Source organism: Marivivens sp. JLT3646 (assembly GCF_001908835.1).
Classification (GTDB): Bacteria; Pseudomonadota; Alphaproteobacteria; order Rhodobacterales; family Rhodobacteraceae; genus Marivivens; species Marivivens geojensis.
On record NZ_CP018572.1, the window covers coordinates 704,750 to 723,588 of the forward strand.

General features: G+C 52.4%; 15 protein-coding genes, 1 tRNA gene and 1 pseudogene. 13 read left to right on the forward strand and 4 right to left on the reverse strand.

All coding sequences use genetic code 11. The annotated features are described in order from the left end of the window. The first annotated feature begins 39 nt into the window (after nucleotides 1–39). From BSK21_RS03575 to BSK21_RS03610, 8 genes and pseudogenes are all read left to right on the forward strand, one after another. A tRNA-Thr gene (locus BSK21_RS03575) sits at nucleotides 40–115 on the forward strand. Nucleotides 116–218: 103 nt separating this feature from the next. Then, nucleotides 219–404, forward strand: a pseudogene (locus tag BSK21_RS16255) (DUF6538 domain-containing protein); the annotation flags it as partial. A gap of 105 nt (nucleotides 405–509) precedes the next feature. Beyond that, nucleotides 510–1,394, forward strand: coding sequence for a tyrosine recombinase XerC (locus tag BSK21_RS03580; RefSeq protein ID WP_231924758.1), 885 nt, complete (start codon nucleotides 510–512; stop codon nucleotides 1,392–1,394). 812 nt (nucleotides 1,395–2,206) lie between these two features. Beyond that, nucleotides 2,207–3,360, forward strand: a protein-coding gene (locus tag BSK21_RS03590; RefSeq protein ID WP_156894207.1) for an IS3 family transposase whose coding sequence is annotated in 2 segments (ribosomal slippage) — nucleotides 2,207–2,480 and nucleotides 2,480–3,360 — 1,155 coding nt in all. Because the reading frame shifts where the segments join, the coding sequence is not laid out codon by codon here. Nucleotides 3,361–3,694: 334 nt separating this feature from the next. Further along, nucleotides 3,695–4,066, forward strand: a complete 372-nt coding sequence (locus tag BSK21_RS15830; RefSeq protein ID WP_156529552.1) for a hypothetical protein — start codon at nucleotides 3,695–3,697, stop codon at nucleotides 4,064–4,066. Nucleotides 4,067–4,180: 114 nt separating this feature from the next. Further along, a complete protein-coding gene (locus BSK21_RS03600) occupies nucleotides 4,181–4,459 on the forward strand; it encodes a hypothetical protein (protein WP_067548624.1) in 279 nt (92 codons plus the stop codon). 265 nt (nucleotides 4,460–4,724) lie between these two features. Further along, the gene (locus BSK21_RS03605) at nucleotides 4,725–4,916 is read left to right on the forward strand and encodes a hypothetical protein (protein ID WP_156529551.1); all 192 of its coding nucleotides are present in this window, start codon (nucleotides 4,725–4,727) and stop codon (nucleotides 4,914–4,916) included. 255 nt (nucleotides 4,917–5,171) lie between these two features. Beyond that, nucleotides 5,172–7,412, forward strand: coding sequence for an Ig-like domain-containing protein (locus tag BSK21_RS03610; RefSeq protein WP_156894208.1), 2,241 nt, complete (start codon nucleotides 5,172–5,174; stop codon nucleotides 7,410–7,412). A 66-nt stretch (nucleotides 7,413–7,478) separates the two neighbouring features. Here BSK21_RS03610 and BSK21_RS03615 read toward each other — a convergent pair whose 3' ends face one another. Both BSK21_RS03615 and BSK21_RS03620 read right to left on the reverse strand, forming a co-directional pair. Beyond that, entirely contained in the window at nucleotides 7,479–7,886 is a 408-nt protein-coding gene (locus tag BSK21_RS03615; protein ID WP_067548615.1) for a hypothetical protein, read from the reverse strand. A gap of 12 nt (nucleotides 7,887–7,898) precedes the next feature. Then, a complete protein-coding gene (locus tag BSK21_RS03620; protein WP_067548611.1) occupies nucleotides 7,899–8,339 on the reverse strand; it encodes a hypothetical protein in 441 nt (146 codons plus the stop codon). Between the two features lie 561 nt (nucleotides 8,340–8,900). On the opposite strand from BSK21_RS03620, the gene BSK21_RS03625 reads away from it, so the two are divergent. Then, nucleotides 8,901–10,280, forward strand: coding sequence for a hypothetical protein (locus tag BSK21_RS03625; protein ID WP_074038957.1), 1,380 nt, complete (start codon nucleotides 8,901–8,903; stop codon nucleotides 10,278–10,280). A 767-nt stretch (nucleotides 10,281–11,047) separates the two neighbouring features. Here BSK21_RS03625 and BSK21_RS03630 read toward each other — a convergent pair. Both BSK21_RS03630 and BSK21_RS03635 read right to left on the reverse strand, forming a co-directional pair. Then, nucleotides 11,048–12,361: an ATP-binding protein gene (locus BSK21_RS03630; protein ID WP_082959414.1), complete on the reverse strand. Its 1,314-nt coding sequence runs from the start codon at nucleotides 12,359–12,361 to the stop codon at nucleotides 11,048–11,050. Beyond that, nucleotides 12,358–13,017, reverse strand: a complete 660-nt coding sequence (locus BSK21_RS03635; protein WP_067549687.1) for a response regulator transcription factor — start codon at nucleotides 13,015–13,017, stop codon at nucleotides 12,358–12,360. The genes BSK21_RS03630 and BSK21_RS03635 overlap by 4 nt, the downstream gene beginning before the upstream one ends. Nucleotides 13,018–13,171: 154 nt before the next feature. Between BSK21_RS03635 and BSK21_RS03640 the strand changes: the two genes are divergently transcribed. The 4 genes from BSK21_RS03640 to ade all read left to right on the forward strand — a co-directional run bounded on the left by BSK21_RS03640 (nucleotide 13,172) and on the right by ade (nucleotide 18,815). After that, a complete protein-coding gene (locus tag BSK21_RS03640; RefSeq protein WP_067549685.1) occupies nucleotides 13,172–13,642 on the forward strand; it encodes a DUF2271 domain-containing protein in 471 nt (156 codons plus the stop codon). Between the two features lie 9 nt (nucleotides 13,643–13,651). After that, entirely contained in the window at nucleotides 13,652–15,847 is a 2,196-nt protein-coding gene (locus tag BSK21_RS03645) for a PepSY domain-containing protein (RefSeq protein ID WP_067549683.1), read from the forward strand. Continuing rightward, nucleotides 15,837–16,736: an FAD:protein FMN transferase gene (locus tag BSK21_RS03650; protein ID WP_197498154.1), complete on the forward strand. Its 900-nt coding sequence runs from the start codon at nucleotides 15,837–15,839 to the stop codon at nucleotides 16,734–16,736. Before BSK21_RS03645 ends, BSK21_RS03650 begins: the two co-directional genes overlap by 11 nt. A gap of 384 nt (nucleotides 16,737–17,120) precedes the next feature. After that, nucleotides 17,121–18,815, forward strand: a complete 1,695-nt coding sequence (ade, locus tag BSK21_RS03655; RefSeq protein WP_074038958.1) for an adenine deaminase — start codon at nucleotides 17,121–17,123, stop codon at nucleotides 18,813–18,815. The last annotated feature ends 24 nt before the right edge of the window (nucleotides 18,816–18,839 follow it).

Genomic DNA, 18,839 nt, shown 5'->3' on the forward strand with positions numbered 1-18,839 from the left:
CTTGCGCACCTCGCAACGACTCGTTATTAGCCGCCACGTGCCCCTATAGCTCAGCTGGTAGAGCAACTGATTTGTAATCAGTAGGTCCGCGGTTCGAGTCCGTGTGGGGGCACCACTTTAAGTAGAGCATGCCCAGCGCATTTGATGCTTAACTATCTGGAAACACTCAAAGATTTAACTTCGCTTCACCATGGCGATTGCATTGAGTGATGACCAGAATGCAGACCAAAAGTGTCCCATATACGTTTAACCGTGAAGGTTATTACTACTTCTCTAGACGTGTGCCGAACGACTTAGTTGAACATTACAGCTATCCACGAGTCGTTCAGTCGCTTCACACAAAGCAGTACTCCATAGCTCGAACACGGGCCGTGATGCTGGCAGCTAAACTGGATGAACACTGGTCTCACATGCGGCTAGCCCATGCTGATCTACCCGGAAAGCATTTGCTAAAGCAGAAGAGCGCTTCGTTTGTGCCGAGTGGTACTGCACCTCAGGTGATGCAGAGCATGTGCTTAACGGAAGCTGTTGAGACGTACCTGTCGCTCAAGGGTGCAGGTAAACCAAAGACATTCCATGCTGCTGCACATCGTACCTGTGGCTACCTTGTTGATGCTTGTGGCTTGAAGCACCTGCATGAGTACACTCGTAGTGATGCTCTGGCTTTCCGTGACAGTCTGATTGCTCGTGGTTTGGCAGGGTCCAGTATCACTCGTATCTTCAATAGCGTTGTGGCTGTGTTCAACTTTGTGAACTCTGAACATGCTCTGGACCTGAAGAACCCTTTCACTCGTGTGTACCATGATCGGTCTGCTGGGGTGTCAGAGCGTCAGCCTGTTGCGGTGAATGACATCCGTGTTGTGCAAGCAAAGTGCAAAGAGCTTGATGATGAAGCTCGTTGGCTGGTCGCTTTAGTGAGTGACTCAGGGTTACGCTTGGCTGAAGCAGCAGGTGCAATGGTGTCTGACCTGAAGCTGGATCATCCTGTTCCGCATATCATCATTGAACCCAATAGTTATCGTGGCCTTAAGACATCGGGTAGTAAGCGTATTGTGCCTCTCGTTGGTGCATCACTCTGGGCTGCCCAGCGCATTGTGGAGACTTGTAGGGATGCAAAGGGACCAGCATTCCCGAGGTATAATAAAACGGGCAAAACCAATGCGAACTCAGCCAGTAGCGCTCTGAATAAGTGGTTGAAGCCATATGTCGGTGAAGGATGCTCAATGCATAGCTTCCGTCACTCTATGCGTGACAGGCTGAGAGCCGTTAGCTGTCCGACTGAGATGGTCGATCAGCTAGGGGGATGGTCACATGATAGCGTAGGGCAGGGCTATGGTCGTGGGTATGAACTCGAACAGCTTCAGCAGTATATGAAGGCAGTTGTTTTGACTTGATCGGTGTCTGACTTTCGAATGGTCATCACTCAATGCAATCGCCATGGTGAAGCGAAGTTAAATCTTTGAGTGTTTCCAGATAGTTAAGCATCAAATGCGCTGGGCATGCTCTACTTAAAGTGGTGCCCCCACACGGTTAGACCCATAGTTCTATTCCCGTTACAGGCACAACAAATCTGCTAACACTCTGATTTCATTACATAGGCTAATCCGTAGTTCATCACAATACGGCACATCTTGGTCAGTAATCTGGTCAGTAATGCTTTGGTAGGTTCAGCATCCCAAGTAGAACCACAAAGCAAACTCCTTCGTTCACCTTGATGCCCAGCGCTTATGTGATGCTTTCAGTATAAACTTGGTGTGCTGTAGCTCTAAGCTAAGCATGTCAGTGATACGTGATTGGTTGTGCCATCACAGGCTACAACACAGGCAATTCATGAAGTTGAGACTGTAAGGTAGCGACTAGATGCACTGACCAAACCTAGGTGATGCATACCCAAGGTTAAGATGTGCCCTGTGACTCCCTGAGAGAGCCGTACAGAGGCAACTCATGTATGGCTTTAGGTACCCCTGCGTGGGCCATAGGGGGCACTATGGTAGTACGTATATGTGCTGTTACACACACGAGGTTTTACGATTGGTAGTGGCTGTAAAGCTAAGACAAAGGATGTGTGTCTGAGTAGGTAACGATGCTTGTTCTAGCGTTACTATAATAGGGCCACGGTAGTGGGCTGAGCTACCCCCCGAAATTCGGACACTGACGTAAGCTACGATTTGTTGTCTGCTGATCTTCGACGAGAAGGAGATCAGAGATGTCGAAACGGAAACAACACGCGCCTGAGTTCAAGGCGAAGGTGGCGCTTGAAGCGCTGAAGGGTGAACAGACGGTGGCCGAGCTGGCGAGCCGGTTCGGGGTTCATCCGACGATGATCCATACATGGAAGCGGGCGTTGCTGGAAGGTGCGTCTGGCGTGTTCGAGCGCGGCAGCAGGAAAACCCCCGAGATCGACGAAGAGCAGGTGAAAGAACTCCATGCTAAGATTGGGGAGCTGGCTGTGGCCAACGATTTTTTGTCACGAAAGCTCAAACCATGGACCGGCAAGTGAGGCGCAAGATGGTTGAGCCGGCCAATTCGGCGTTGTCCATCGGTAAGCAGTGCAAGTTGCTGTCGATCGCACGGTCGTCCTTCTACTACACGCCCAAGGGAGAGACGGAGCAGAACCTTGACCTGATGCGGAGAATTGACGAGCAGTTCTTGGAGGCTCCGTTCTTCGGTGTCCGCCAGATGACCTGGCACCTGCGCAACAACGGCCATCTGGTGAACGAGAAGCGCATTCGCCGATTGATGCGGCTGATGGGCCTGATGCCGATCTACCAGAAGCCCAACACCAGCAGGCCAGCGAAGGGGCACAAGACCTATCCCTACCTACTGCGAGGTCTACGGGTGGAACGCCCGAACCAGGTTTGGTGCTCAGACATCACTTATCTGCCGATGCGCAGCGGGTTCCTTTACCTCGTGGCGATCATGGACTGGCACACCCGCAAGGTTCTGTCCTGGCGGATCTCGAATACACTTGAGGCCGATTTCTGCGTGGAAGCGCTGAACGAGGCCATCCACAAGTTTGGACCGCCCGACATCATGAACACCGATCAAGGATCGCAGTTCACATCTTTTGCTTGGACAGATCGGCTGCGCCGAACGGGCGTGCGCATCTCGATGGATGGCAAGGGACGCTTCTTAGACAATATCTTCATCGAGCGGCTGTGGCGAACCCTGAAGTACGAGTGCGTCTACCTGCATGCCTGGGAGACCGGATCAGAAGCGAAGGCAGGCATCCGGAAATGGATGACTTTCTACAATCACCAACGCCCACACTCAGCTCTTGGCGGTAGGCCACCAGCTGTGGTCTATTGGCCGAGGAAAAATGATACCCAACCCGATCAGCAGGTGCAACGAGTAGCTTAATCTACGCCAGATCTTGTCCAAACATCGGGGAGTAGCTCAGGCCGAGATGAGAAGTAGGAACACAAGGATGTCTCTACTCCTCTGTATTAACTACCTCTCATACCCTGACTTAGTATGTGAAACCTAAGATGGTTAAGTCATCCTCAATCGTTGAGACTTCCGATGCTTAAACCACTCTTCATTCCTACCTTGCCATTCTGAAACCTCAGATAGGGATGCCATGATTGTATCGATATCTAGGTGGTCTAATCCAATCGTGGCTAGAGTAAGAGAAGACATCACGTGCTAAGGTTGCTTATACTGATCAAACTACGACAACGCTGGAGATAGGTTGATGCTCAAAGCTGTGATCTTCGTCACCATGTTAGGCTTCAGTGCCACTGCCGCTTTAGCTGATGGCATTAGTCTTACATGTAAGAATATGGCTACAGGTGAAGATCAGCCACTTACTCTCAACAGCGGCAGAATGTCTGCTCAGTTCGGTACAGGTAATCTTGGAAAGGTCTTGTTTTGGGGCGATGATGACATCCGTTGGGTGACAGTGACCAACACTGGCATCGTGGCCTTCATGTTTCAGCAATCCACCTACAGAGTTATCGCTGATGGTGTTCTGACAAACCACTTCGACTATTTGGATCAAATGAACCGCATTGGCATGGACCAGATTGTCCTACCCAAAGACATCTACCAATGTCGTCGATCTTGAGTGGCGACAGCAAACCCCACCTGATGCACTCATCAATGCTACATCAGAATAGGTAGGCTCAGTCCCATACTTCGTTTTGGATGCACAAGCTGCACCTTAACGATTGATGATTGAATGACCCAGAAGCCTGTTGTTGACCTTACCAAGATGTCCCCGCATGAGTTTGCCCAGTATGTGATGCAAGCCGATGTAGGTGAAAAGATGATCTACATGAGGAAGAGACAGGGGGAATCCACTCCGTTGAAACGTGAGGCACTGTATCTTTACGAAGGTGGATACGTTCTGCTGACACAACGTCGATGTGAAACGCCTAACAATAAAGAGTTTGAGTATATAGCTACACGGACCACGAAGTCTGCAAATCCAAATAAAGTTGGGGCTGTTGTAGAATAAGGATGGCTCCACCCCAGAAGTCTAAATCTGACACCAACAACTACTTTGCGGTTGTACAAACCAGATTTCTCAATTTAGATCACATTTACGTCATCGTTTCTTAGCCTAATTCGTAAGGACTCAGTAAAAATGAAAAAAATCGTTCTCGCTATCTCGGTGTTATCATCCTTGGGAGCTTGTGCTTCCCCCCCCATCCAAAATTGCGCCAGTCGCAGTTTCGGCTAGCGACTATTCAGGAATGTCTTGCACCCAACTGGTTAGAGAATTGTCGTCTGTTAGCGAACAACTCACTGAAGCAGAACGTCGTCAGCGCAACGCAGTAGCAACCGATGCTGCTACCGTCTTCTTTGTTCTGGTACCAGTTTCGTCGATGGCAGGAGATTCAGAGGGCGAGGTAGCTCTCTTCAAAGGTCAAAAAATTGCCATCGAACAAGCGCTATCCCGAAAATCCTGCTAATTTTGATACCATTTTGAAGCTTGCGAAAAATTGCCAAGGTCTGAACCTACAGGCCGAGTTCCACTTCTAAGGAATTGTGCAGGTTAACGAGCATAGGGCCGGCCTTCGGGTCGCCTCTTTTCGTTTGCGAAACATTCTTCAATAGGTCAGGCTATCAAATCTCTAGCCGAAGCGCATTTTGATCAAAGGGACTTGCTCTTGAAAACCATAAAACTTCAACTTTTCAATTGCGGTCTTTGTCGGGCTAGCGACGTTGTGGCATTAATTAACAAAATATCAGTGGTGCAACGTCTTCAGACCTTAGTGATATCTTTATTATTGGCTGTGTTTATGACGGTGCCATTCTCTGCCTCGGCAATTACCATCTCCAGTAACTCGCAAGCGTTTAGAACTCTAAATAACTGTCAAATCTGGGTTGCAGTGTTAACATCTGCGAACCAAGTTCACATTAAAGTAAGAAACCTTTCGTCATATGACGAGTCGGTGGCGTTATTCCTTATCGATATCTCTGATTCTGAGCGAGACTTAACCCCCGCATCTGATAATAGCAGAAATTGGAGTGCGGCGAATATAGAGCAAACATGTGGGTTGGCAGGAGGAAGTGTCTCGAACGTCAGTTCGAATTATGTTTTAGGCACAACACGTTCTGGCTATGCTTCCTTCACTGCTAGTTTTTCTTATGGTGGCGACACTTACTCCTTGAATGTTACGGGGGCTGGCGTTTCCTCGATAACAGTTGCGGCTCCTGATATTACGCCCCCTACGCTTTCTTCATCGTCGCCATCAGATGATGCAACTGGTGTGGCAATCAATTCCAACATTGACTTGACGTTTTCTGAGGCAGTCGACACGGAGACAGGCACGATTTTCATCAAAAAGGTTTTTGATGGCTCCACTGTTGAAAGTTTCGACGTTGCCACATCCAGCGCCATAAGCGGGTCAGGTACAACTATCATTACCATTAACCCAACCTCTGATCTTACTGGGTCTACAGCTTACTATGTCGAAATTGCTTCGACGGCTCTTGATGATGCTGCTGGAAATAGTTTCGCAGGTATATTTGGGGCAACGACGCTGAACTTCGAAACAGCTGACATCACAACCCCCACATTGACCTTCAGCCCTGCGAACAGCGCCACGGGTGTGGCCGCAGATGCAAACATCACCATTTCTTTCAGTGAAGCCGTTCGCTTGCTCGATAACTCAACTCTAACTGATACAAACGTGGACGCATTGATTACGCTAAAGGAGACAAACTCCAGCGGCGCCAATTTAGCGTTCGATGCGACTGTCAGTGGCAATGTTGTTACGATCAACCCGACGAGTGATTTTGGCTCAGGGCAGGTGGTCTATGTAGCAATTGGAGCGACAGTCGAAGACAGCGCAGACAATGCCATCACCGCAAGCAATGCTACGTTTACGGTGGTACAGGCCAATTCGCCAGCACTGGACTTTGCAGCCAACGAAGATGTAATCCGCCAGCAAGTGCAGTCCGTTGCTCTTCAAAGCATCCGTAATGGTGTTCAGGAGGCATCAGGCTTCATGTCATCAGCCCGTGATAGGTTTATTGGTAGGATGCGTAGTTATGCCTCTAAATCTGTCCTGTCAGGTCGCAACAACATTCCTTTCGACATCGATGGCTCTACGTCTGTATCCACGAGTTCAGCAAACATTAATGGTAACTTCTTTGGTCAGTTTGGAAACTTTGATGGCACCTACAGACGCATGACGTCTGGGGACTTCAATCTTCAACGTGATGAGAATGGAAATACCACTGGTGCATTGTCTGGTCGCATCGCTTGGGAATACTTGACGTCTGACACAGCAATGCTGGGCTGGTTTGTTGGTGCCGAGTATATTCAGTCCGACATGTCTGGCGCCTTTGCAGGTGATCAGACCTCTTTCGGGGCATCAATCGGTGGTTACTTCGTTACCGAACTACAAGACCAGCTATACCTAGATGGTCACCTCACCGTTAAGCAGAACGAACATGATCTGCAGTTAACCAACGGGACACTTGATCTCGATAGTCTCTATCAGAGCACATCTGTTTTGAGTGGTCTGACACTAACTGGTGTGACTACCATTGACGAGAGTTCCGACCTTTGGCCAACGTTCTCGATCAATGCTGCTCGTACTGACCTCGGCACCATCGGGTTCACTGGCACAGCCTATGGCCTGACAAACAGCACTCTCTCGATTGACGGTGGTCTCGTATCATATGCAGATGTCTCTTTAGCACCCAAGTACCGTGCAGCGATGGACGGTCAGACACTGGCCAATAGTCTGCTGGTGGCTACTGTAACACCTAAAGCAATGTGCGAGTACACGGAGTTAAGCAGCACTACCTCTCGGAACTGCGGCACAGGTCTTTTGCTCGGCCTCCTAGGCACGACCAAGGACGGCAACGGGACCCTCGAACTCGAGTTAGGCCTGGACAGCATCGGTGGAACTACACGGCATTCCGTGGCTTTGAATGCAGACCTGAGATACTGATTAAGGCTGAAGGTTAACGAGCATAGGGGCGGCCTTCGGGTCGCCTCTTTTCGTTTTGCAGTGGCTTTAGGTTAAACCTAAACCTTCACTGAAGCGATCATAGTAATGCTGCAATGATGTCCCAAGTTCGTCAGATGGATTGTACTGACCGTCAGAGAGCACAAACCGCTTCATACCTGTGATGCCACCTAAGTGTGCCGCAGCACGTAGACCGTCTCTGTTGAAGCGCTGGGCGGGTTCACCCATGCCATCAATAGCGTCATCGATGCTTGCGATGTGCCATGCTGCAACTCGTGACTGAAGCTCACTGTCATTGATGAACTCATCCTGTGTGAACTCTGTTCCAGTTGCGGCTTTGTAGTCATTCAGGCGAGCTTCCCCAAACTGTAAGTAGCCTACAAAGGAACGACCATCTTGTGTCGTATAGGATGCCCGCTGAGAGTCACTGCTTTCACTTTGGATGAGCTTATCCATAAAGGATTGAGATTACTCTGTAGCACCCCTCTCAGCGCCTCTCCGAGGCTGATCAAATGTAATGTCTAATGCCTGCGCCCCCTCATTGTGGATGATATTTAGAGTGCCCTGTTCTGTGGAGGACTTTGGGGTGTTCACAGGGTTAGGTGCCTCAGCTTGTGGGACTGCAGCCTCTAGCCAGCCCACAATCATGTCTCGACGTTCATATGACATGTTAGGCCACATAGATTTGGCGACTTGGGAGTAAGGCTTGCCAAGTGCCATCGCAGACTGATGAAGCAACTTCGCCAATGTCTCAATCTGAGCACGATGCTCTGGTGACATCTTGTTCAACATTGCACGGAGCGATGAAGGCAACGATGCGCCAAGGATGTTTTGCTTCAGAGTTTCGACGTGATCTGGAGTGGCATTGCGGGATGCATTAGGGCGCATGAACCCATTGAGACTGCTCATGGTCTGTTCCTTGTGGTTTGTGGTTGTGTGGGGGGGGCTTTGCTTGGTCTGTGCAGACACGTGGAGTGCACAAAGAGGCAAACCTGAAGGCGAAACAGCTAATGGTTTCGGCCTTAGTAGATTGACAGTTAAGGGGATTTCTTAGCGAGTTTAAATCTAAGAACGTAAACTACATCAGTAACTGTATCTTATCTATATGTAGTTATATTTTACCATTAAGTAACTATATGATGTATTAACTCAAGCATTGCACAAGCGTGGCTCATCACGAAAAGGGCTTATGCGTGAGAACCAATTCTGAGTGGGATACGTGCCAAGTCGAACAGCGAATGTGTTCAACACTTAGCACCCATAGTTTTACTCATTTATGCAGATTTTTCAAGCTGTAAGACTGGCTTCTTAGTTAATTCCCGTACTGTAAAAGCCAATCCTTATGCGAGGTTTTAGGTTAGCTACTGCCCTTCAGGGTACATTTATGTGGGCCGACCATATTTATTGAAAACATACCAGATGAGCGTAACCTTCAACCGACCCAGAAAATGTCAAAATGAGATTATTATCATGGATTGTTTCGACGAACTTGTAGATCAGCTAGTGAAAGAAATCGAAGGGCAAGAAGCTAAGAAACGACCAAGGTACAAAGAAGCCAAGCGACGTTTTAGAAATGCGGTTTCAGTCATTATTGAAGATGCATGGAAAGCGCAAAGATCAATCCCCGTAAGAAGATGTTCCGTTCATCTGAGCAGTAACCACTACTCACATACCAACAGATATGCTGATCCCAATCTCACCTATCGAACGTTTAAGCCTGCTTATGATGGGCTGCGGAAACTTGGATACATCGAGGAGACCCAAAAGGGATATTACGACCCCTTTAAGATGCAAGGTAAGCTCACTCAGTATCAGTCATCAGATAAATTAAAGAGATTAATCGGAAAGTTAGAGGCTCACCCTGCCATCTACTTCCAGCCTAGTAAGGATGATGAAACCGTACTGCTCAGAACGAAGTCCGATCAGCGTAAAGTACTAATCGACTACGTTGAAACTGCACAGACCAATAGGCATCGACGCAAGCTACTAAAGATCAACCAATGCCTCTTGCGGCATTGGCTCGACATTGAGCTACCGAACACGGAATATGCCACGATAGCTCAGAGAATTAATAGCCGAACCGATAAGAACCCAATCGATTTTTCCAGACGAACTCTCGTACGTATCTTCAGCAATCCTGACTTCAAACATGGAGGGCGGTTCTACCGTGGCTGGTGGCAAAATATACCCAGCGAATACCGCAAGTACCTAACCATTGATACAAAGCGCACAGAGGAACTCGACTATTCTCAGCTAAACCCGAACATCTTGTATGCGATGGCAGGCAAAGAAATGGGCAGTGCTGACGCATATGATCGTATTCTCGGTGACAAACACCGTAAGTTAGCGAAGCAGGCTTTCAATGCGATGATACAGTCACCATCTCCTCTCAGGAGTTGCCCTAAGGCGATTGACCTGTCGAAGGTTGGCATGAAATGGGCGGAAATCCGTAAGGCTGTACTAAAAGCCCATCAACCGATTGAGCAATACTTCTTCAAAGGCATTGGTAATAAGCTGCAGTATGAGGACAGTCTTATCGCTGAGCGGATCATGCTTCACTTTGCTAAGCACGATATCCCTGTCTATCCAGTTCACGACAGCTTCATAATGCACCACGGTTACCGTGAAGAGCTTAAAGATGTAATGGAACAGGCTTTTAAGGACAGATTTAAGGCAGATATTGATATCTCAGTTGAGGCAGTAGACTGGAGCTACCTTAAGAAGGAACAAACTTCAGACCACCTAGATATCGATACAATCATGGCATCCCTATCTGAGGTTTCAGAATGGCAAGGTAGGAATGAAGAGTGGTTTAAGCATCGGAAGTCTCAACGATTGAGGATGACTTAACCATCTTAGGTTTCACATACTAAGTCAGGGTATGAGAGGTAGTTAATACAGAGGAGTAGAGACATCCTTGTGTTCCTACTTCTCATCTCGGCCCACTACCGTGGCCCTATTATAGTAACGCTAGACCAAGCATATCCTTACCTACCCAGACACACATCCTTTGTCTTAGCTTTACAGCCACTACCAATCGTAAAACCTCGTGTGTGTAACAGCACATATACGTACTACCATAGTGCCCCCTATGGCCCACGCAGGGGTACCTAAAGCCATACATGAGTTGCCTCTGTACGGCTCTCTCAGGGAGTCACAGGGCACATCTTAACCTTGGGTATGCATCACCTAGGTTTGGTCAGTGCATCTAGTCGCTACCTTACAGTCTCAACTTCATGAATTGCCTGTGTTGTAGCCTGTGATGGCACAACCAATCACGTATCACTGACATGCTTAGCTTAGAGCTACAGCACACCAAGTTTATACTGAAAGCATCACATAAGCGCTGGGCATCAAGGTGAACGAAGGAGTTTGCTTTGTGGTTCTACTTGGGATGCTGAACCTACCAAAGCATTACTGACCAGATTACTGACCAAGATGTGCCGTATTGTGATGAACTACGGATTAGCCTATGTAATGAAATCAGAGTGTTAGCAGATTTGTTGTGCCTGTAACGGGAATAGAACCATAAGTCTAACCGTGTGGGGGCACCACTTCTTTCCCAAAATAGATCAACACTGTGCTGATTTACGGTCGGTTTTCCGTGAACGTCCGTCTTAGAATGTGAACGTCGCCTCGCATCCTTGATCCGATCCTGACCGCGGGGATGTGATCGAAAACTCTGCGTTGCTGCGTTCTGCGATGATGTGGACGATAGAGAGGCCGAGGCCGGTGCCGTCGCCTGCGCCGCCGCCGCGCATGAACCGTTGTGACAAGTGGGCAAGTTTTTCGGCATCGACGACGGGGCAGTCGTTGGCGACGGTGAGGCGGTGTTCTGGGTCGAGGGTGACGGAAATCTCGGTGCCTTCGGTCCGGTAGCGCAGCGCGTTTTCGATCAGGTTTCGTACCACAATGCCCAGCGCATCAGGATCGAGGTCGGTCATCACTGCTGTGTCGGGTAAGCTAACGCGAACGGTCAGCTCAGGCTCGGTCCGTTTGAAATCATCCACGATCATGTCGATAACGAGGGCCGCATCCATTGGCTCCTCAACGCGGAGCTTTGCGCCTTCGGCGCGGGCCATTTGCATCAGTTTTTCGGCGTAGCGGTTCAGGCGCTTGAGCGTGGTTTCGATCTCTTTGGCCCGTGCGACGGCGACGGTGTCTTTGCTTTCCGCCTGTAGACGTTGTGCCTGTGCGATTGCGCCCGCAACAGGAGTGCGCAGCTCGTGGGCGGCATTCGCGGCAAAGTCGCGTTCGGCGGCAAAGCCAGCGTTGAGACGTTCCATCATGCGGTTCGTGCCGTCGACCATCGGTTTCAATTCACGCGGAAGATCGGCGATGTCGACGGGGGTGAGGTTCGCAGGGCCGCGCGTCTCAATCTCTTTGCGCAAGAGGCCAAGAGGGACCAACCCGCGCCGCACGGCATAATATATAGCCACGAGGGTGAGGGGCACGACAAAGAGGAGCGGCAGTAAGAACGCCGTAATCGCGGTGTGGAGGATTTCTTGCCGTGCGTCCAAAGGACGGGCCACAGCAATCACAGCGCCGCGCCGTTCGGGGGCCACGTAGAACCGATAGCCATCTCCATCCGAAAACCCCGTGCGCGTTGGGAAATCGATCGCCTTCGCACCCTCAGAGCGCAAGAGTAGGCCGCTGCGGTCGCGGATAATCTGAAACTCGACGTCATCTGAATGATCCAGTCGCCCTAGGTCGCGGGGGCGGTCGTCTTCGTGGTCGTCAAAGTGTTCATGCAAAACGATGGGCAGAATGCGGTCGGCTGCGGTGCGTAGGTCGCGGTCAAAGCCCTCGTTCACCTCGTGATACATCTGCTGGACGGTCACAACGGCCGCGCCGATCCACAAAACGGTGACCATGAGGCTGACCCAAAGGCCGATCCGCGCGACAAGTGACAGGGGGCGCTTTATCATCATGGTTGCCCCAAACGGTAACCAAGGCCACGTTCGGTCAGGATCACCTCTTTGCCAATCTTTTTGCGCAGATGGCTGATGTGGACCTCAATCGTGTTCGGTCCCACGCTTGTATCGAAATTCGACAGCACTTCTTCGATCTGGCTCTTGCCGACGACTTGGTTCGGGCGCTGGAGGAGCGCCTCAAAGATAGCCCATTCACGATTGGTCAGCGCGATTTTGACGCCAGACTTTAGAACTGTTCGCCCCGCAATATCGATATCCAGATCGCCATGCGTGATCAGCGGGTTCGGGTTTCCAGCATAACGGCGCGAGACAGATCCGATGCGGGCCGAGAGTTCACTCAGGTCAAAGGGTTTGACCAGATAATCGTCTGCACCTGACTGTAGCCCTGCGATGCGGTCAGAGACTTGATCCAAGGCTGTGATAATGATGACAGGCGTTGCATCGCCGCGGGACCGCAGGGATTTGAGAAACGGAATGCCGCGCCCATCGGGCAAAAGTAAATCCAAAAGGATTAAATCGAACGGAAACGCCATTAGTGCCGACTGCGCCTCGTCCAAGGTTGTTACCCGATCCACGCTGTGCCCATCGGCCATGATTTGATCCGCCACCGCAGGGCCGAGCACCAAATCATCTTCCACCAGCAAAACGCGCATGTCGCACTCCGTTCATTATCTAGGGATTACACTCTCTTGTGAACCTGAAGACAAGCTGAAGACGCTTTTGAGAAACCTTCAGTTTCGCTTCAGGTTCGTTGTCGATAAGGCAATCGATAACTGGGCCATGAGCCCAATCTGACGGAGAACACAGATGAAATTTTTGACACCCGCTCTTGTCGCAACAACCGCACTTATTGCCCCGTCCTTTGCCTCTGCGGCGCAGGTGACATTGACCACACATATGCGCAACTACGGCGGCGAAGATGCGTACCTCGGCTATTATCTCACCGATGCGAGCGGCCAGTATGTGCGTCACCTCTGGATCGCGTCGGGGAAATCGCGCTGGTGGGATCACCTGAGCGGTTGGTATGCAGGCACAGGGGGATCGAGCAGCGAAATTTCGGGTCTTTCTGGTGCGAGCCTTGGTTCGGGCCGGACCCGTGAGATTACCGTCGATGTCGAGGATGCCTTGATCAACGCTGGCTATCAAATCCGTGTCGACGTTGCTGTCGAACATATGCCCAATAGCCACGCTGAAATCATTGTGCCGCTGGATGACGCAAATAAAGGTCAGTCGGTTCCGGGTCGCGGATATATCGCTACCTTTACCTTCGATATGTGAGGTCTTTGAATGTTCCGCGCTTTCCACCGTTGGGCAGGTGTCTCTGCCTCTCTGTTGCTGGTGATTGTGGCCCTGACGGGCGCGATCCTGTCGATCTTTCCACTACTGTCAGCCGACCGTACGGCGGCGCGGTTGAATGCAGGAGATTTGGTGGTTGCCGTCCAGCAAGCAGTTCCTGGCGCGGAACAAATTGTCGTTGATGATAACGGTGTCATGTCTGCCGTATCGTTTGGTGCAAACGGGCTAGAGCAGACCCTTATCGACCCTGCCACCGGCGCAGCGATGGGGGCGGTGCAAAGTAGCCAACTAGAGCTTTGGTTCGAAAATCTGCACCGTGCGCTCTTTCTCTCTGATGCTGGCCACGTGACTGTTCTGGTCATCACCGTTGCAATGGTGATCCTGTCGATCTCTGGGTACTTCCTTGCAGCCCGTCGCATGGGCGGCTGGCGCAAGCTATTCTCTCGTGATCGTGGTGATGGGGCGGGCGGTCTGCACCTGAAAATCGCTCGGATTGCTGGAATTGGTTTACTGATCTCGTCGATCTCTGGCGTGTGGATGGGGGCCTCGACTTTCGGTCTGATCCCTGAAACCTCGCCCTATCCTGCATGGCCATCTGCGATCAGCACAGAGGCCGCATTGCCCGCCGATCAACTGGCAGCCCTCACTGCGATTGACGGAGATACCATCCGCCAAATCACCATTCCCCGTGCTGGTATCGCGGGCCAAGCCTATTTGGTCGAGACCGATGCAGGTGCGGGCTATGTTGATCCCGCTACGGGCGAGATGCTGACATGGGATCAACGCTCCCTTTGGTCCAAGGTTATGGACCTGATGCACCTGTTGCATACAGGGCAGGGCGCTTCGATCCTTGGTCTCGTGCTGGGTCTCATGTCATTGGCTGTTCCGGTTCTGACGGGATCTGGCCTCTTGGTCTGGATCGCCGGCCGAAACCGTGGTCCAAAGTTGCACAACACAGACGCAGCAAAGGCCGATGTGATCCTGTTGGTCGGATCAGAAACAGGCACAACGGCGCGGTTTGCACGTGCGGCGGCGCTCTGGCTGCAAGGGCAGGGGCAGATGACGCATATCGCCGATATGAACGACTTCGCGCCTGAAACATACGCTGCGGCTCAATCGATCATCCTTTGTGCTGCGACCTATGGTGAAGGGGACGCGCCCCATTCCGCATCGGATTTTTGCGAGGCTATCGCAACCGCACGCCCCCTTCTGACGCCGATTTCCATCGTTGGCTTTGGGGACTCTTCCTACCCAGAGTTCTGCGGTTATGCCCGCAAAGTAGCAGAAACCCTGCGCGAGCGTGGCTGGTCTGTGCCGACGGATATTCACACCGTTGACCGCCAATCGGTTCAGGATTTCGCGACATGGGGCCGTGATTATGCGGCGGCATTCGGTCTGCCCGAACCCGAACTTGCCACCATGGTTGATCCGCAGCCGACGACTGATCTGACCCTGATCTCTAAACGCACCTACGGCGAAGAGGACCAAGCCCCGATGGCCGTCCTGCGTTTTGCCCTGCCGAAACGGTCTGTCCTTGATCGTTTGATGCGGCGCGGCTTTGCGGGGTTCGAGGCGGGCGATCTGTTAAACATCGTCCCCCAAGGCGACCCAAGCCCACGGTCCTATTCGCTGGCTTCGGCGTCCAAGGACGGTTTTGTCGAAATCTGCGTCCGCAAAGCGCCGGGTGGTCTGTGCTCTGGGCAACTCTACGCGCTAGAGGTGGGTGAGACGGTCCACGCCTATGTCTCGACCAACGCGGCCTTCCACGCGCCCAAAGGGGATGCGCCCTTGGTGCTGATCGGTGCGGGTGCTGGCGTCGGGGCTTTGGCGGGCTTTATTCGGGCGAACGCTGCCCACCGTCCTGTTCACATGTATTTTGGTGTCCGCAGTCGTCGTGGCGGCTATGCCTATGACGACGATTTTGCGGCATGGGAAACGGACGGGCGGTTGACCTCGCTGACGCTCGCGCTGTCGCGTGGTGCGAAACCTCGCTACGTGCAGAATACGGTCGCGGATGACGCTGTGCGCATTGCTGACCTGATCAATACGGGTGCGCAGATTTTGATCTGTGGCGGACGCGATATGGGTGACGGTGTCAAAGCGGCGCTCGACGATATTCTCACTCCGCTTGGCCTCAGTGTTGACGCGCTTAAGGCCGAAGGACGGTATGCTGCCGATGTGTTCTGATCGCTGTCATAACCTTTCGGGCGCAACGATGGGCACGGCCCGCTGGCATGCGCAATTCTGGCTGCCAGAGGGCGTGGACCCATCCCCCTATCAATCAGCGTTCCAAGAGGCGGTGGACACCGTGGACGCCCAGATGTCCCTTTGGAAACCGCAGAGTGACCTGTGTCGTTTGAATGCTGCACCTGTTGGGGAATGGGTCACTGTGCCCTTCGCGCTTTTTACTGTTCTGGATCAGGCGCTAACCATCGGGCGGCTGTCGGGCGGCGCGTTTGATATTGCCGTTGGTCGCGCGGTCGAGGCATGGGGGTTTGGCCCCAAATCTGCCGATGCAGATCATTTGAGCCAGATGATCGGCGATGCATCGCATATCGCGGCCCATGACGCGGTTGAACTGGATACAGAGGGCCCTCGGGTTCGCAAAAACTATTCTGTGCACTTGGACCTCAATGGTATTGCCAAAGGATACGGCAGCGACTGCCTCATCGACGCGGCCCGCCGTTTGGGCGTGTCATCCATTTGTGCGGGGATCGACGGTGACCTGCGCGCCATCGGCACCAAACCTGACGGTGGGTTCTGGCCCATCGCGATTGAGGCCCCCGACTACGACCGCCGCGCGATCCATTCCGTTGTCGAAGTGACCGACGTCGCCGTTGCCACCTCTGGCGACTATCGCCACTGGATTAGGGTCGGGGACAAACGGCTGTCTCATACCATCAACCCAAGGCAGGGCATCCCCCTTACCGATGGTCCTGCGTCCGTCACCGTTTTGGATGAAACCTGCATGGCCGCAGATGCTTGGGCCACGGCATTGATGGTGATGGGCAAAGAGGCGGGAACGCTCTTTGCGCGGGCGAACGGCATTAAGGCGATGTACCTCGAACGCGTCTGAGTCGGGATGCGCCCCCCGAGATTGGCGTTCTCCCTCTGGTTTCTTGCACGAACGTGTAGGTTGATACCGCATTTGCGTGCGGCGCTACCCCATGCGCACGCATGAAGTGATCACGTTAAGAGTGTATGGTCAAAGTGTTCCTACCTCTTAACTAGTCCTGCTCATGTTCGCATTTTACGTAGTCCCCCTCGCGTTTGTTTCTGTTTTCCTTCCCAGTGACGCGAACATGAGCAGTGGTTTAGAGGTGTCAGACCCACACACGATCAGCGCTGAGACTGACCTCGCGCAGGGTCCCCATTTCCCCTCCGTCACGTTCGAATTCTGATCGGCGCTTGTCCCTTTGGTGTCTCTGAGGTCTACTGGCCAAAAGACCGGAGCGAAGACATGGCCGACCTAGAAACCCGTATTGCCCAAGGGCGAGGTGACGCACCCGCCGATATCGTCCTACGTGGGGGCGAGGTTCTATGCGTCGTCACAGGGGCGCGGATTTCGGGGGACGTCGCGATTTGCGGCGATACCATTGTTGGGATCGGGGCTGACTATGAGGGCAAAGAGGTCATCGACGTGTCGGGCCTTACGTTGGTGCCTGGGTTTATCGACACGCATCTCCATATCGAAAGCAGCCTCGTCACGCCGTTCGAATTCGACCGCTGCGTTGCGCCGCGTGGGGTGACAACGGCGATCTGTGACCCGCATGAGATCGCCAATGTCATCGGGCTAGAAGGCATCCGCTATTTTCAGGCGGCCTCTGAACGCACTGTCATGGATATCAAGGTCCAGTTGTCGTCCTGCGTGCCGTCCTCGCATATGGAAACGGCAGGGGCGCGGCTCTTGGCGGACGATATCGCTCAGGTCATGGGGCATCCGTCGAACATTGGACTGGCAGAGTTCATGAACTACCCCGGTGTGATCCACCGCGATCCCGACTGCATGGATAAAATCCGTCTGTTTGAAGGTGGCCATATCGACGGGCATTGCCCGCAACTGTCGGGTAAAGATCTCAACGCTTATGTCGCCGCAGGCATCCGCACCGAACATGAGGCCACAACTGCTGAAGAAGCCATTGAGAAGCTGCAAAAAGGCATGCGCGTCTTGATCCGCGAAGGGTCGGTGTCCAAGGATATGATCGCGCTGCAACCCGTGCTGACCGATATCACCTCGGCCTATATGTGCCTCTGCACGGATGACCGTAACCCTCTCGATATCGATGAATATGGGCATTTGGACTATATGATCCGTAGTCTGATCGCCCGAGGCAGCCCAATCACCGCGGTCTACCGCGCGGCCTCCCTGTCTGCGGCTGAAGCCTTTGGTCTAAAGGATCGTGGTCAGATCGCGCCCGGAAAGCGCGCTGATATTGTCGCTGTGCGTGATCTATCGGCCTGTGACGCGCAATTGGTGCTTTGTGGTGGGAAGGTCGTAAACGATGCCGCCTTTGCCGCGCGGGACATCATCTCGCCCGTAGGCCGCAATTCGGTTAAGGCCCCGACCGTCACGCCCGATCATTTCCGCCACGGTGGAAACAACCCCGAGACGCCTGTTATTGGTATCCTTGAGGGGAAGATCATCACCGAATTCCTGCGCGAGGACATTCCCAGCACCGATGGCGACAAACGCCCTGACATCGCCCGCGATCTGATCCGCATCGCAGTGATCGAACGGCACGGGGTCAATGGCAACTCCGCCACGGGCTTTGTCAAAGGGTTCGGGCTGAAGTCTGGGGCGATTGCCTCGACCGTTTGTCACGACCACCACAATATTGCGGTCGTTGGCGCGGATTACGACGATATGGCGCTGGCCGCGAACCGCTTGGGTCAGATCGAAGGCGGTTTCGTTGTGGTTCAGGATGGCAAAATCCTAGCCGAGCTTGCGCTACCTGTCGCAGGTCTCATGAGCCTTCTGTCGTTCGAAGAGGTCCGCGATCAACTGATCCCGCTCAGGGCTGCTGCGCATTCATTGGGCGTCACGCTCGAAGAGCCGTTCTTGCAACTGGCTTTCCTCGCCCTGCCTGTGATCCCCGCATTGAAAATCACCGATCGCGGGATGGTCGATGTTCATAAGTTCGAGCTGATTTCCTAACTGCCTATTTTTTCACCAAAACGC

Excerpts from the sequence above, each read along its gene's own strand:
- BSK21_RS03580 (WP_231924758.1), top strand. The coding sequence starts at position 510 with ATGTGCTTAACGGAAGCTGTTGAGACGTACCTGTCGCTCAAGGGTGCA.
- BSK21_RS15830 (WP_156529552.1), top strand. The coding sequence starts at position 3,695 with ATGCTCAAAGCTGTGATCTTCGTCACCATGTTAGGCTTCAGTGCCACT.
- BSK21_RS03600 (WP_067548624.1), top strand. The coding sequence starts at position 4,181 with ATGACCCAGAAGCCTGTTGTTGACCTTACCAAGATGTCCCCGCATGAG.
- BSK21_RS03615 (WP_067548615.1), bottom strand. The coding sequence starts at position 7,886 with ATGGATAAGCTCATCCAAAGTGAAAGCAGTGACTCTCAGCGGGCATCC.
- BSK21_RS03620 (WP_067548611.1), bottom strand. The coding sequence starts at position 8,339 with ATGAGCAGTCTCAATGGGTTCATGCGCCCTAATGCATCCCGCAATGCC.
- BSK21_RS03625 (WP_074038957.1), top strand. The coding sequence starts at position 8,901 with ATGGATTGTTTCGACGAACTTGTAGATCAGCTAGTGAAAGAAATCGAA.
- BSK21_RS03630 (WP_082959414.1), bottom strand. The coding sequence starts at position 12,361 with ATGATGATAAAGCGCCCCCTGTCACTTGTCGCGCGGATCGGCCTTTGG.
- BSK21_RS03635 (WP_067549687.1), bottom strand. The coding sequence starts at position 13,017 with ATGCGCGTTTTGCTGGTGGAAGATGATTTGGTGCTCGGCCCTGCGGTG.
- BSK21_RS03640 (WP_067549685.1), top strand. The coding sequence starts at position 13,172 with ATGAAATTTTTGACACCCGCTCTTGTCGCAACAACCGCACTTATTGCC.
- BSK21_RS03645 (WP_067549683.1), top strand. The coding sequence starts at position 13,652 with ATGTTCCGCGCTTTCCACCGTTGGGCAGGTGTCTCTGCCTCTCTGTTG.
- BSK21_RS03650 (WP_197498154.1), top strand. The coding sequence starts at position 15,837 with ATGTGTTCTGATCGCTGTCATAACCTTTCGGGCGCAACGATGGGCACG.
- ade (WP_074038958.1), top strand. The coding sequence starts at position 17,121 with ATGGCCGACCTAGAAACCCGTATTGCCCAAGGGCGAGGTGACGCACCC.